14 protein-coding genes are annotated in these 13,131 nt (G+C 70.6%); all 14 read right to left on the reverse strand.

Translation table 11 applies throughout. The annotated features are described in order from the left end of the window. Nucleotides 1–245: 245 nt before the first annotated feature. Nucleotides 246–785: an adenine phosphoribosyltransferase gene (locus ACHBTE_RS07175; RefSeq protein ID WP_394722618.1), complete on the reverse strand. Its 540-nt coding sequence runs from the start codon at nt 783–785 to the stop codon at nt 246–248. Next, nucleotides 782–1,906 (reverse strand): protein translocase subunit SecF, encoded by a 1,125-nt coding sequence (gene secF / locus ACHBTE_RS07180; RefSeq protein ID WP_394722619.1) that lies wholly within the window; start codon nt 1,904–1,906, stop codon nt 782–784. Before secF ends, ACHBTE_RS07175 begins: the two co-directional genes overlap by 4 nt. Nucleotide 1,907: 1 nt before the next feature. After that, nucleotides 1,908–3,653, reverse strand: coding sequence for a protein translocase subunit SecD (secD, locus tag ACHBTE_RS07185; protein ID WP_394722621.1), 1,746 nt, complete (start codon nt 3,651–3,653; stop codon nt 1,908–1,910). 132 nt (nt 3,654–3,785) lie between these two features. Further along, entirely contained in the window at nt 3,786–4,280 is a 495-nt protein-coding gene (gene yajC / locus ACHBTE_RS07190; protein ID WP_394722622.1) for a preprotein translocase subunit YajC, read from the reverse strand. Between the two features lie 175 nt (nt 4,281–4,455). After that, nucleotides 4,456–5,547 (reverse strand): Holliday junction branch migration DNA helicase RuvB, encoded by a 1,092-nt coding sequence (gene ruvB / locus ACHBTE_RS07195; RefSeq protein ID WP_394722623.1) that lies wholly within the window; start codon nt 5,545–5,547, stop codon nt 4,456–4,458. Between the two features lie 113 nt (nt 5,548–5,660). Then, nucleotides 5,661–6,266, reverse strand: a complete 606-nt coding sequence (ruvA, locus tag ACHBTE_RS07200; RefSeq protein WP_394722624.1) for a Holliday junction branch migration protein RuvA — start codon at nt 6,264–6,266, stop codon at nt 5,661–5,663. Then, a complete protein-coding gene (gene ruvC / locus ACHBTE_RS07205) occupies nt 6,263–6,802 on the reverse strand; it encodes a crossover junction endodeoxyribonuclease RuvC (protein ID WP_394722625.1) in 540 nt (179 codons plus the stop codon). Before ruvC ends, ruvA begins: the two co-directional genes overlap by 4 nt. A gap of 138 nt (nt 6,803–6,940) precedes the next feature. Continuing rightward, nucleotides 6,941–7,693: a YebC/PmpR family DNA-binding transcriptional regulator gene (locus tag ACHBTE_RS07210; RefSeq protein ID WP_394722626.1), complete on the reverse strand. Its 753-nt coding sequence runs from the start codon at nt 7,691–7,693 to the stop codon at nt 6,941–6,943. A 48-nt stretch (nt 7,694–7,741) separates the two neighbouring features. After that, complete coding sequence (pdxT, locus tag ACHBTE_RS07215; protein ID WP_394722627.1) at nt 7,742–8,350, reverse strand: pyridoxal 5'-phosphate synthase glutaminase subunit PdxT; 609 nt, start codon at nt 8,348–8,350, stop codon at nt 7,742–7,744. A gap of 13 nt (nt 8,351–8,363) precedes the next feature. After that, nucleotides 8,364–9,269: a pyridoxal 5'-phosphate synthase lyase subunit PdxS gene (gene pdxS / locus ACHBTE_RS07220; RefSeq protein WP_394722628.1), complete on the reverse strand. Its 906-nt coding sequence runs from the start codon at nt 9,267–9,269 to the stop codon at nt 8,364–8,366. Between the two features lie 126 nt (nt 9,270–9,395). Next, on the reverse strand, nt 9,396–9,938 hold the full coding sequence (locus ACHBTE_RS07225; protein WP_394722629.1) for a hypothetical protein: 543 nt from the start codon (nt 9,936–9,938) through the stop codon (nt 9,396–9,398). A 212-nt stretch (nt 9,939–10,150) separates the two neighbouring features. Then, on the reverse strand, nt 10,151–11,320 hold the full coding sequence (locus tag ACHBTE_RS07230; RefSeq protein WP_394722630.1) for a glycosyltransferase family 4 protein: 1,170 nt from the start codon (nt 11,318–11,320) through the stop codon (nt 10,151–10,153). Beyond that, the gene (locus ACHBTE_RS07235; protein ID WP_394722631.1) at nt 11,317–12,225 is read right to left on the reverse strand and encodes a phosphatidylinositol mannoside acyltransferase; all 909 of its coding nucleotides are present in this window, start codon (nt 12,223–12,225) and stop codon (nt 11,317–11,319) included. Before ACHBTE_RS07235 ends, ACHBTE_RS07230 begins: the two co-directional genes overlap by 4 nt. Then, nucleotides 12,222–12,920, reverse strand: coding sequence for a phosphatidylinositol phosphate synthase (gene pgsA / locus ACHBTE_RS07240; protein WP_394722632.1), 699 nt, complete (start codon nt 12,918–12,920; stop codon nt 12,222–12,224). The genes ACHBTE_RS07235 and pgsA overlap by 4 nt, the downstream gene beginning before the upstream one ends. Nucleotides 12,921–13,131: the final 211 nt, after the last annotated feature.

Consider the following 13,131-nt stretch of genomic DNA (forward strand, 5'->3'; position numbering starts at 1 on the left):
GGGGGTGCGCGAACACGAGGAGCGGGGCTGTCAGGGGGCTGAGGGCGCGCATTTCGAGCCAGGTGGTGACTTTTGCGAAAGGCAGCGCTTCAATGCGCGGGCTGGGGTCGGACTACGGCGCGGGTGGGATGGAGGCCGGGCCGGTCGGCGGGAACACGTCCTCGACATGCGTATGCCGCGCGCCTCGGTACGAGGTGCGCGGCATACGCTGCGGCGTCTTACGCCCGCCTTGCGGGGCGTGCGGGTCAGACCGTCAGGAGTGACTTCAGCGGGGCTCCGGCGAGGGCCGGTTCCAGGCGGGCACGGCCGGCCAGGAAGCCCAGTTCCATCAGGACCGCCAGCCCCGCCACCTCGGCGCCGGCCCGGCGGATCAGCTGGATCGAGGCTTCCGCGGTGCCGCCCGTCGCCAGGACGTCGTCGACGACCAGGACACGGTCCCCCGCGGCGAGATCCTCGGCGTGCACCTCGATCTCGGCGGAGCCGTACTCCAGGTCGTACGCCTGGCTGAGCGTCGCCCCGGGGAGCTTGCCCGCCTTGCGAACCGGGATGAAGCCGATGCCCGCGCGGACGGCGACGGGGGCGCCGAGGATGAAGCCCCGGGCCTCCAGGCCGACGATCTTCGTGGCGCCGGTGTCGGCGGCGATCTCGGCGAGGGCGTCGGTGAGCGCCGTGAAGGCCGCCGGGTCCGCCAGGAGCGGGGTGATGTCCTTGAACATCACGCCCGGCTCCGGGTAGTCCGCCACGTCCCGGATACGGCTGAGCAGCAGCTCCTTGATCTCGGTCATCGGCGCTTGCCCGAGGGGCGACCGCGGCCCCGGCCCCGGGACGCGGGCTGGTTGCGCGGACCGACGACCGCGGGGGCGGCGTCCTCCGGCTCGTCGTCGAAGGAGTCGTCGCTGACCGGGGAGTCCGGCGCCTCGCCCTGGGCGCCGCCCTGGGCGCGCTTGGCGAGCACCCGCTTCTTCAGGGCCTTCATCTGCGGCTCGAGCTCCTTGAGGTCGGCGACGAGCGGCGTGGCGATGAAGATCGAGGAGTACGCGCCGGCGGCGAGGCCGACGAACAGCGACAGCGAGATGTCGTTGAGCATGCCGGCGCCGAGGAAGCCGCCACCGATGAACAGCAGGCCCGCCACCGGCAGCAACGCGACGACCGTGGTGTTGACGGAGCGGACCAAGGTGCTGTTGATCGAACGGTTGGCGATGTCGCTGTAGGTCCAGCGGGTCTGCTTGGTGATGTCCTTCGTCTGCTCCTTGAGGCTGTCGAAGACGACCACCGTGTCGTAGAGCGAATAGCCGAGGATCGTCAGCAGACCGATCACGGTGCCCGGCGTGACCTCGAAGCCCACGAGGGCGTAGATGCCGACCGTGATGGTGATGTCGTGGATCAGGGCGACGAAGGCGGCGAGCGCCATGCGCCACTCGAACGCGATCGCCAGATAGATCACGACCAGGACGAGGAAGATGCCGAGGCCCTGCCATGCCTTGTTGGCGATCTGTTCACCCCAGCTGGGGCCGACCAGCTCGCCCGTGACGTCGTCCTCCGGGACGCCCAGCTTCTCGGCCAGCTCCGCCGAGACCTTGTTGGCCTGCGTGGTGTCGATGCCCGCGACCTGGATCCGCAGCGTGGACTCGTCGCCGCTGCCGAGCTTCTGGACGATCGCGTCGTGGCCGGACGCCTCTTCGGCGTACTCCTGGGCCTGGGACACCGAGACGCTGGTCTTCGGGGTGTTGAAGACCGCTCCGCCCTGGAACTCGATGCCCATGTTCAGTCCGCGCACCGCCAGGCCGACGATGGCCGTGATGGTGATCAGGATCGACAGGCCGTACCAGATCTTGCGGTTGCCGACGAAGTCGTAGCCGACCTCGCCACGGTGCAGTCGGGCGCCGAGGTTGCCGAGCTTCGACATCTCACGCCTCCTTCGTCTCGATGGGGGCGGAGGGGCGGCGGGTGCGGCGCAGCGGTGGCCTGGCACCCAGTCGCTTGGGGTCGAGGCCGGACCACTTGTGGCCGCTCGCGAAGAACTTCGTGCGCGCCATGAGCGTCAGCAGGGGCTTGGTGAACAGGAACACCACGACGACGTCGAGGAGGGTGGTCAGGCCGAGCGTGAAGGCGAAGCCCTGGACCTTGCCGACGGTGACGATGAACAGCACCGCGGCGGCGAGGAACGACACGAAGTCGGAGACCAGGATGGTGCGCCGGGCGCGCGGCCAGGCACGCTCGACGGCGGGGCGGAGGGTGCGGCCCTCGCGGATCTCGTCTCGGACGCGTTCGAAGTACACGATGAACGAGTCCGCCGTGATGCCGATGGCGACGATGGCACCGCAGACCGCCGGCAGGTTCAGCGCGAAGCCGATGGCCGGGCCGAGCAGCGACATGATCGTGTAGGTCAGGGCCGCGGAGACCAGCAGCGAGAGGATCGCGATGAACGACAGCCCGCGGTAGTACACCAGCAGATAGATGATGACCAGGGCCAGGCCGATCGCGCCGGCGATCAGACCCGCCTTGAGCTGCTCGCCGCCGAGCGCCGGGGAGACCGTGGTGACGCTGTCCTCGCTGAAGGTCAGCGGCAGGGCGCCGTACGACAGCATGTTGGCCAGGCTCTCGGACGACTCCTGGTCGAAGCTGCCGGAGATCTCGGCGCTGCCGCCGGTCAGGGCCTCCGAGACACGGGGGTCGGAGACGACCTCGCCGTCCAGGACGATGGCGAACTGGTTCTGCGGCGGCTGGTTCTTGGCCAGCTTGCCGGTGATGGAGGCGAACTTGTCGCCGCCCTTGCCCGTGAACTTCATGGTCACGGTCCAGCCGGCGCCGGTCTGGGTGTCGAAGACGGCCTTGGCCTCGTCCACGTCCGTGCCGTCGACCTCGGCGGGGCCGAGGATGTACTTCTGCCACTGGCCCGACGAGTTCTGACCGCAGGCGACGGTGGAGTCGGTGGGCTTGGCACCGTCACCGGCCTTGGCCCGGACCGCTTCCTTCGTGCAGTCCAGCTTGGCGTACTGCGCCTGGAGATCGGCCGCGGCCTTGTCGCCGGAGGGGCTGCCGCTCGCCGACGGGGAGGCGCTGGAGTCGCCGCTCTTGGACGGCGTCGGGTCGGCCTTCAGCGCGTCGGTGACCGCGCGGCCCTGCTTGGTGGCGGTGGCCGAGGGAGTGCCGGAGGGGGACGAGGAGGAGGTCGCCTTCTCGCCGGAGTCGCCCGACGGAGTGCCGGTGCTGGTCGGCGAGGGGGTGGGCGCCGTGCCGCCGCCGGCCAGCTCGGTGGCGAGGACCGGCCGGAAGTACAGCTTGGCGGTGGTGCCGACCTGCGCGCGGGCTTCCTTGGAGTTCGTGCCCTTGGGGATGTTGACGATGATGTTCTTGTCGCCCTGGGTCTGAACCTCGGACTCCGAGACACCCAGACCGTTGACCCGGCGTTCCATGATCTCGACCGCGGTGTTCATGTTGGTCTTGTTGATCGCGGATTCCTGGCCGGGTTCGGCTTCCGCACGCAGCGTGATGCTGGTGCCGCCGGCCAGATCGATACCGAGCCGCGGAGTGGTGTGCCCCGCGGCGAACATCCCTCCGGTGAGCGCCGCGATGGCGATCAGGATGAGGGCCAGCGAGCGCCCTGGCTTGCTCTGGGCGCTCGCGTTCCGGCCCTTCTTAGGTGCTGCCACCTTCTCGTACTCCCTCTCGGGCCGCCTCGCTCCGGATCAACGGGCGGGTGGCCATGACATGGTGTCGGGGTCCCGTGCGAGCTCAGCATGCCCGAGGGCGCGCAGGCCTGGCCCGCGCGCCCCGGAACATGGCTACTTCGCGCCGGAGTCGCCCTCTGACTTCTTCGGCTCGTCGTCCGTCTTCGCCTCGGCGGACACGGCGTCGGACGGCTCCTCGGCCTCGGCCTTCACGTCCTTCTTGCCGAAGTCGACAGGCTTGTCGTCGGAGGCGTCAGCGGCGGGCTCGTCGGTCCCGGTGAGGGAGGAGGCGTCGTCCGGGACGACGTCGGACTTCAGGTCGTGCTCGATGCCGTGGACGATGCGGTTGTACTCGTCGTCGGAGAGGACGGCACCGATGGCGTTCTTGGCGAAGAGGAGCTCCACGCCCGGGCCGGCGTCGAGGAGGACGGTGTCGTCGCTGACCTCCTTGACCGTGGCGTACATGCCCCCGATGGTGCGGACACCGGATCCGGGCTGCATCTGGTTCCGCATGTCGGCGGCCTGCTGCTGCTTCTTCTTGGCCGACCGGGTCATCAGGAACATGGCCCCGATGAGCACGATGAACGGGAGGAGGGTCACGAGACTCACGGGTCGGAACTTCCTTCACACGACCGCGATGGTGAGCGGCCTGATGGTTGGGGGATTGTCTGCCGCCGACAAAGGCGGCATCGGCGGAGTCTAGGCGAGTCTCCGCGCATGGAACAACGCTCAGCATGGCACTGGGGTTCCCCCTGCGGCCACTGAGCTCGCCGTCACGATGGGGTCACGCCCCGAACAAGTCCTGTTGTCCGCTTCCTGCAGCCGAGCCGGGCGGGGTCAGGCCGAGATGCGCCCATGCGGCAGGCGTGGCGACCCGGCCGCGCGGTGTACGGGCGAGCAGGCCCTCTCGTACGAGGAACGGCTCGGCGACCTCCTCGACCGTCTCGCGCTCCTCCCCCACCGCGACCGCGAGCGTGGACAGCCCGACCGGGCCGCCGCCGAACAGCTTGAGCAGGGCTTCCAGTACGGCGCGATCGAGCCGGTCGAGGCCGCGCGTGTCCACCTCGTAGACGGCGAGGGCGGCCGAGGCGATGTCCTTGGTGATGATGCCGTCGGCCTTGACCTGGGCGTAGTCACGGACACGGCGCAGCAGGCGGTTGGCGATGCGGGGGGTGCCTCGGGAGCGGCCGGCGATCTCGGCGGCGCCGTCGGCCGCGATCTCGACGTCGAGAAGGTTCGCCGAGCGGTGGATGACGCGCTCGAGCTCCGCGGGCTCGTAGAACTCCATGTGCGCGGTGAAGCCGAAGCGGTCGCGCAGCGGGGGCGGCAGCAGACCCGCGCGCGTGGTGGCGCCGACCAGGGTGAAGGGAGGCAGCTCCAGCGGGATGGCGGTGGCGCCCGGGCCCTTGCCGACGATCACGTCGACCCGGAAGTCCTCCATCGCCATGTACAGCATCTCCTCGGCGGGCCGGGACATGCGGTGGATCTCGTCGAGGAAGAGGACCTCGCCCTCCTGGAGGGAGGAGAGGATCGCGGCGAGGTCGCCGGCGTGCTGGATGGCCGGGCCGGAGGTGATGCGGATGGGGGCTTCCATCTCGGCCGCGATGATCATCGAGAGGGTGGTCTTGCCGAGGCCGGGGGCGCCGGACAGCAGCACATGGTCGGCGGTGGCGCCACGCGCGCGTGCGGCGCGCAGGACGAGGTCGAGCTGTTCGCGGACCTTCTCCTGGCCGATGAACTCGCCCAGGTCCTTGGGGCGCAGCGCGGCCTCCACGGCCTGGTCCTCACGGTCGGCGACAGAGCCCACCAGCCGCTCCTCGGCGGACCCGGCGAGCCGCTCGGGGCCGGGGGTGTCGGTGGTGTCGTCCCAGTTCATTGCGTGTGCCTCGCGGGTCGCGGTGGATGTCGTACGAGGGTGTGCCGTACGGCGGCGGGCCGTACGTGCGTCTGTCGTGCGGGTGTCTTATGCCGGGGTCGTCGGTCTGGCGGTCAGCGCGCTCTGTTCAGGGTCTGCAGGGCCGCCTTCAGCAGCGGGCCCACCTGGGGGGTGCCCTCGGTCGACTCGGCCTGCGGGGCGACGGCGGTGACGGCCTCGTCGGCCTCGCGGGTCGCGTAGCCGAGGCCGATCAGGGCGGCGTGCAGCTGGTCGCGCCAGCCCTGGGTGACGGGGGCGCCGACGGCAGGCTGTCCGAGGGGTTCGCCGAGCCGGTCCTTGAGCTCCAGGAGCAGCTTCTGGGCGCCCTTCTTGCCGATGCCGGGGACGGCGGTGAGGGCCTTCTCGTCGGCGGTGGCCACGGCTCGGCGCAAGGCGTCGGGCGAGTGCACGGCCAGCATCGCCTGGGCCAGGCGCGGGCCGACGCCGCTCGCGGTCTGGAGCAGCTCGAAGGTCTGCCGCTCGTCGTCGTCGGCGAAGCCGTACAGGGTGAGGGAGTCCTCGCGGACCACGAGCGAGGTGTGCAGCTTGGCGGGCCGGCCCATGCGCAGGCCGGACAGGGTGTTCGGCGTGCACTGGACGGCCATGCCGACTCCGCCCACCTCGACGACCGCGGTGTCCGGAGCGAGTGCGGCCACTGTGCCGCTGACGAAGGCGATCATGCCGTACGGCCTTTCGGTGCTTTGGCGGTGTGCAGGGCGACGGCCTGCTGGAGTCGGTTCTGCGCGGGCGCGCGCCAGATGTGGCAGATGGCGAGCGCGAGGGCGTCGGCCGCGTCGGCGGGCTTGGGCGGGGCGGTGAGTCCGAGCAGCCGGGTGACCATGGCGCCGACCTGGGCCTTGTCGGCACGACCGCTGCCGGTGACGGCGGCTTTTACCTCGCTGGGGGTGTGCAGGGCGACGGGGATGCCGCGGCGGGCGGCGCAGAGCATCGCGACGGCGCTGGCCTGGGCGGTGCCCATCACCGTACGGACGTTGTGCTGGCTGAACACCCGCTCCACGGCGACGAATTCGGGCCGGTGCTCGTCCAGCCACTGCTCGATGCCCTGCTCGATCGCGACGAGGCGGTGGCCCAACTCGGCGTCCGCGGGCGTGCGGACGACGCCTACGCCGAGCATGGTGAGCGGGCGCCCGGCGACGCCCTCGACCACGCCGACACCGCACCGCGTCAGCCCCGGGTCCACCCCCAGTACGCGCACCGCGCCCCCTCCTTCGATCGCCTGTTTGTGCAGGCTATCGGGTGCCACCGACAACGCCGGTAACCGACGCCCGGCAAAGCGACGGGCCGACGGGGGTGTCCCGTCGGCCCGTTGAGACCGTGCAGCTCGCGGCGGCGGTTACGCGTCGACCTTCTCCATGACCTCGTCGCTCACGTCGAAGTTGGCGAAGACGTTCTGCACGTCGTCGCTGTCCTCGAGGGCGTCGATCAGCTTGAAGATCTTCTTCGCGCCCTCCTCGTCCAGCTCGACCTGCATGGTCGGGACGAAGTTGGCCTCGGCGGAGTCGTAGTCGATGCCCGCGTCCTGGAGGGCGGTGCGGACCGCGACCAGGTCGGTGGCCTCGCTGAGCACCTCGAAGGACTCGCCGAGGTCGTTGACCTCTTCGGCACCGGCGTCGAGGACGGCGCCGAGCACGTCGTCCTCGGTCAGCTCGCCCTTGGGGACGATGACGACGCCCTTGCGGTTGAACAAGTACGCCACCGAGCCCGGGTCGGCCATGGAGCCGCCGTTGCGGGTCATGGCCACGCGGACGTCGGAGGCGGCGCGGTTGCGGTTGTCGGTGAGGCACTCGATGAGCACCGCGACGCCGTTCGGGCCGTAGCCCTCGTACATGATCGTCTCGTAGTCGGCGCCACCGGCTTCGAGACCGCCGCCGCGCTTGATCGCGGAGTCGATGTTCTTGTTCGGAACCGACTGCTTCTTCGCCTTCTGGACGGCGTCGTAGAGCGTCGGGTTGCCGTCCAGGTCGACACCGCCCATGCGGGCCGCGACCTCGATGTTCTTGATCAGCTTCGCGAAGAGCTTGCCGCGCTTGGCGTCGATCACGGCCTTCTTGTGCTTCGTCGTAGCCCATTTAGAGTGGCCGGACATCTGCCTGTCTCCTTCGCGTAACCCTCTACATAACGAACGCCAGAGATCCTACAAGGACTCGGCTGTCCGGTTCGCGCGCACCATGTCGGCGAACAGGCCGTGCACGCGGTGGTCTCCGGTCAGTTCCGGATGGAACGACGTGGCCAGTGCGCTGCCCTGGCGGACCGCGACGATGTGGCCGTCGTGCTCGGCGAGGACCTCGGCCTCGGCGCCGACGGACTCGACCCAGGGGGCGCGGATGAAGACACCCTCCACAGGATCGCCCGCGATGCCCCGCACGTCGACCGCCGCTTCGAAGGACTCGTTCTGACGTCCGAAGGCGTTGCGGCGAACGATCATGTCGATGCCGCCGATCGTCTCCTGGCCCGAGCGCGGGTCGAGGATCTTGTCGGCGAGCATGATCATGCCGGCGCAGGTGCCGTAGACGGGCATGCCGGCTCGCACACGCGCGCGCAGGGGCTCCATCACGCCGAAGAGCACGGCCAGCTTGGAGATGGTCGTGGACTCGCCGCCGGGGATGACGAGGCCGTCCACCTCGGCGAGTTCCTCGGGGCGCCGCACCGGCCTGGCCACGGCGTCGACCGCGGCCAGGGCGATGAGGTGCTCCCGTACGTCGCCCTGGAGCGCCAGGACGCCTATGACGGGGGTGTTGCTCATGGGATGCAGTGCCTTACCAGCCGCGGTTGGCGTAGCGCTCGGTCTCGGGGAGGGTGTCGCAGTTGATGCCGACCATGGCCTCGCCGAGGTTGCGGGACGCGTCCGCGATGATCTTCGGGTCGTCGTAGAAGGTCGTCGCCTTCACGATGGCGGCGGCGCGCTTGGCCGGGTCGCCGGACTTGAAGATGCCGGAGCCGACGAAGACGCCCTCGGCGCCGAGCTGGCGCATCAGCGCGGCGTCGGCCGGGGTGGCCACGCCACCGGCGGAGAACAGCACCACCGGGAGCTTGCCGAGCTCGGCGACCTCCTTGACCAGCTCGTACGGGGCACGCAGCTCCTTGGCGGCGGCGTACAGCTCGTGGTTGTCGAAACCGCGCAGCTTGGCGATCTCGTTCTTGATCTGGCGCAGGTGGCGGACGGCCTCGACGACGTTGCCGGTGCCGGCCTCACCCTTGGAGCGGATCATGGCCGCGCCCTCGGCGATGCGGCGCAGGGCCTCACCGAGGTTGGTGGCACCGCAGACGAACGGCGTGGTGAAGGACCACTTGTCGGAGTGGTTGACCTCGTCGGCCGGGGTGAGGACCTCGGACTCGTCGATGTAGTCGACGCCGAGGGACTGCAGGACCTGGGCCTCGACGAAGTGGCCGATGCGGGACTTGGCCATGACCGGGATCGAGACGGCATCGATGATGCCCTCGATCATGTCCGGGTCGGACATGCGGGCCACGCCGCCGTCCTTGCGGATGTCGGCGGGCACCCGCTCCAGGGCCATGACGGCGACGGCGCCCGCGTCCTCGGCGATCTTCGCCTGCTCCGGAGTGACGACGTCCATGATGACGCCACCCTTGAGCTGCTCGGCCATGCCGCGCTTCACGCGGGCGGTGCCGGTCTCGGGAGCCTGGTTTTCGGAGATGGACACGGGTGACCTCACACGGTGAAGAAGGGTTACTGCAAGCACCGAGGAAACGGGAGCGGACCAGGCCACAGCAAGGGCCAATGACAAGCCGGTGGATCCTTTTCCGGCTCGATGGCGTGAACGCGCTGGTCAGGCGGCCCGGTCGGCCAGTGCGGCGGGCGGCTCGTCGTCCATCTCGAAGGCCATCGGGAACGGAGCGTGTCCGGCCAGCCGGAACCAGCGGACCTTGCGGTGCCGGCGCAGCGCCCTGGCCGCCCGTACGGCGTCGTTGTGGAAGCGTCGGGCCATCGGGACCCGGCGCACCGCCTCGGTCAGCTCACGGGCCGCTTCCTCGCCTCCTGGTGCCTCGCGCACCGCGTCCATCTGCTGGGCGTCGGCGAACACGGCCCGCAGCGCCTGGCTCAGCTCGCTCTCGGAGACCTCCCGGTGCTCCTCCTCGGCCTGCCGGGCGGCGTGGGCGGCCTCGTACAGGACGATCGACGCGGCCGGGTCCAGGACGCCGGAGGTGGCCACCTCCTGGGCCACCGAGGCGCGGCGGAGCAGCTGGGCGTCGAGGGCGGCGCGGGCCGCGTCGATCCTGGCGTGCAGCCGGTCGAGGCGGCCCGCGGTCCAGCTCAGGTAGAGGCCGATCGCGACGAGCGCTACGAGGATCCAGATGAGGGTTGCGGTCACGGGCGGAGCCTAGTCCTGAGGAGCGGGGCGGGGGTCGAGCGGGGCGTTCGTGAGCGGCGGGGGGCGGTGAGTGACCGTCAGGGGCTGCCGTTGGCCTGGCCCGTCATGAGGCTGCCGTCGGCCTGGCCCGTCACGGGGCTGCCGCATGGCCTGCCCGGCAGGGGCCCGTCACTCGCGGCGCCCCGGACCTCGCTTCGGCCCCTGAAGGGCTCTCAGTCCCGCGCCAGCCGCAGTCTCGCCCGCAGGCCGCCGCCTCCGGTGCCCTCGTCCGCGGCGACCGCCGCCGCGCCCGCCGTCACCGTCTCGTAGACCGACAGGATGTCCGCGCCGACGGTCGACCAGTCGAACCGGCGCACGTGCGCGCTCCCCCGCTCGCGCAGTTCCGCCCGGCGGTCCGGGTCCTCCAGGAGGCGTACGGCCGCCTCCGCGAGGGCGTCGGCGTTCTCGTTGGCGAAGAGTTCGCCGGCGGTGCCGTGGTCCAGGACCTGGGCGAAGGCGTCCAGGTCCGCGGCGAGGACGGGTGCCCCGGCCGACATGGCCTCCACGAGGATGATGCCGAAGCTCTCGCCGCCGGTGTTGGGAGCGACGTACAGGTCGACGCTGCGCAGCAGACGCGCCTTGTCCTGGTCGCTGATCATGCCGAGGAACTCGACCCGGGAGCGCAGCTCGGCCGGCAGCGACTCGACGGCCTCCTCCTCGTCGCCCCGGCCGGCCACCAGGAGCCTGGTCTGCGGGCGGGCGGCGAGGATCTTCGGCAGCGCCCGCATCAGGACCGGCAGCCCCTTGCGGGGTTCGTCGATGCGGCCGATGAAGCCGATCGTGTCGCCCTGCCACTGAGGCTCGGGGTCGGCCTTGGCGAAGAAGTCGACGTCGACGCCGTTGGGGATGACCACGGCGTCGCCGCCCAGGTGTTCCACCAGCGTGCGGCGCGCGTACTCGCTGACCGCGATCCGGGCGCTGATCTTCTCCAGGGCCGCCTGGAGGATGGCGTACGCCGCGATCATCGCCCTGGACCGGGGGTTCGACGTGTGGAAGGTCGCCACGATCGGTCCCTGGGCCGCCCAGCACGTCAGCAGGCCGAGGGAGGGTGACGTCGGCTCGTGGATGTGGATGACGTCGAACGCGCCGTCGTGCAGCCAGCGGCGGACCCGGGCTGCCGAGAGGAAGCCGAAGTTCAGGCGGGCGACCGAGCCGTTGTACGGCACGGGGACCGCGCGACCCGCCGAGACCACGTAGGGCGGGAGCGGGGTGTCGTCGTCGGCGGGGGCGAGGACGGACACCTCGTGGCCGAGCCGGATGAAGTACTCGGCGAGGTCGCGGATGTGGAACTGGACGCCTCCTGGGACGTCCCAGGAGTACGGGCAGACGATGCCGATCCTCACGCGGGTCCCTTCGTGGGGTCCAGATCAGCGAGCCACAGGCGCTGAAGCATGTGCCAGTCCTCCGGATGCTCGGCGATCCCCGAGGCGAAGGCATCGGCCAGCGCCTGTGTCATGACAGACGTCTTCTCGGCCCGGGTACCTGACTCCGGCACCTCGACCGGGGCATGGACCCGGCCCCGCATGACGGGTGAGTCGTCGTACCAGAGCGTGACCGGGAGCAGCAGCGCGCCGGTCTGCTGGGCGAGCAGCGCGGGTCCGGCGGGCATCCGGGCCGTGGCGCCGAAGAAGTCCACCTCGACGCCCGAGGCGGACAGGTCGCGGTCGGCGACCAGGCAGACCAGGCCGCCGTCGCGCAGCCGCCTGGCGAGCGTGCCGAAGGCGGTGCCGCCGCTGTGCGGCAGGACCTCCATGCCGAGGCCCTCGCGGTAGGCGACGAAACGGTCGTACAGCGTCTCGGGCTTGAGGCGCTCGGCGACCGTCGTGAAGGGCGTCTGCAGTGCGGTGGTGACCCAGGCGCCCGCGAGGTCCCAGTTGGCCAGGTGCGGCAGGGCGAGGATGACGCCCTGGCCGGAGGCGAGGCCGTCGGTCAGGTGGTGGACGTCCTTGGGGTCGAAGCCGTTCCTTATGCGCTCGGGGCTCCAGGCGGGCAGCCGGAAGGACTCCATCCAGTAGCGCAGATACGAGCGCATGCCCGCGCGCGAGAGCTCGGCGAGGCGCTCGGGACTCGCGTCGGGCACCACGCGCGCGTAGTTGCTCTCCAGCCGCTTCACGCCCTTGCCGCGCTGTTTCCAGGCGAGGTCGGCGATGGTGCGCCCGAGCCGCACGGCCACCGGTTCGGGGAGCTTCTTCACCGTGCCCCAGCCGATCCCGTACAGGGCGTCCGTGAGCCGGTCCTGTGCACTCACTTGGCTGCCTCGCTCCCATGAGAGGCGCTCTGCGGCTTGTCCTGCGCGGTCTCGGCGGTCTCGGCGGCCTCGGCCTCCGCGGATTCCCGGCGGACCGTGACGACGCGCTGGATCAAGGTGACGAGGCTGCCGACGGCGACGATCCACAGGGCGACGGGCAGCAGGTACTGGATGCCGGGTACCCCGAACTTGTGCAGGCCCGCGAATCCGGCGGCCACCAGCGAGATCACCAGCCGCTCGGCGCGCTCGACGAGCCCGTTGACGGCGACCGGCAGACCGATCGACTCGCCGCGGGCCTTGGTGTACGAGACCACCTGGCCGCTGGCCAGGCAGAAGATGGAGACGGCGCACAGGACGAGGTCGTCGCCCCCGCCCGCGTACCAGAGGATGAAGCCGCCGAAGATCGCGGCGTCGGCGACCCGGTCGAGCGTGGAGTCCAGGAAGGCGCCCCAGCGGCTGGAGCGGCCGAGCTGGCGGGCCATGTTGCCGTCGACGAGGTCGGAGAACACGAACAGCGTGATCACGACCGTGCCCCAGAAGAACTCGCCCATGGGGTAGAAGACCAGCGCGCCCGCGACCACACCGGCCGTGCCGATGAGCGTGACCGTGTCGGGGCTGACGCCCCGCCGGATCAGAAACGCGGCGAACGGTGTGAGGACACGCGTGAAGAATGCACGCGCGTACTTGTTCAGCATGGCCTTCCCGAGGGTCGGTGTGGCGCCGTGCGGCCCTGGTGGCCACCGGCTGGCCCATCGTAGCCACGCGCGCGTGCGGGCGACCGCCGGGCACTCCTGGACGGCGTGAGCGGTCCGGTCCGGCGTCGCCGGGCGGCGCGATCACGTCCGCCGTATGGACGCACCGTGACGGGAGTGGAAAGCTCGAAGGACCGCGGGCGTCATCGGAGCC

Source organism: Streptomyces sp. M41, assembly GCF_043673425.1.
In the GTDB taxonomy this organism is placed as follows: Bacteria; Actinomycetota; Actinomycetes; order Streptomycetales; family Streptomycetaceae; genus Streptomyces.

Coding starts and splice junctions, on each gene's coding strand:
- ACHBTE_RS07175 (WP_394722618.1), bottom strand. CDS start 785: ATGACCGAGATCAAGGAGCTGCTGCTCAGCCGTATCCGGGACGTGGCG.
- ruvB (WP_394722623.1), bottom strand. CDS start 5,547: ATGAACTGGGACGACACCACCGACACCCCCGGCCCCGAGCGGCTCGCC.
- ACHBTE_RS07210 (WP_394722626.1), bottom strand. CDS start 7,693: ATGTCCGGCCACTCTAAATGGGCTACGACGAAGCACAAGAAGGCCGTG.
- pgsA (WP_394722632.1), bottom strand. CDS start 12,920: ATGCTGAACAAGTACGCGCGTGCATTCTTCACGCGTGTCCTCACACCG.
- pdxT (WP_394722627.1), bottom strand. CDS start 8,350: ATGAGCAACACCCCCGTCATAGGCGTCCTGGCGCTCCAGGGCGACGTA.
- ruvA (WP_394722624.1), bottom strand. CDS start 6,266: ATGATCGCCTTCGTCAGCGGCACAGTGGCCGCACTCGCTCCGGACACC.
- secF (WP_394722619.1), bottom strand. CDS start 1,906: ATGTCGAAGCTCGGCAACCTCGGCGCCCGACTGCACCGTGGCGAGGTC.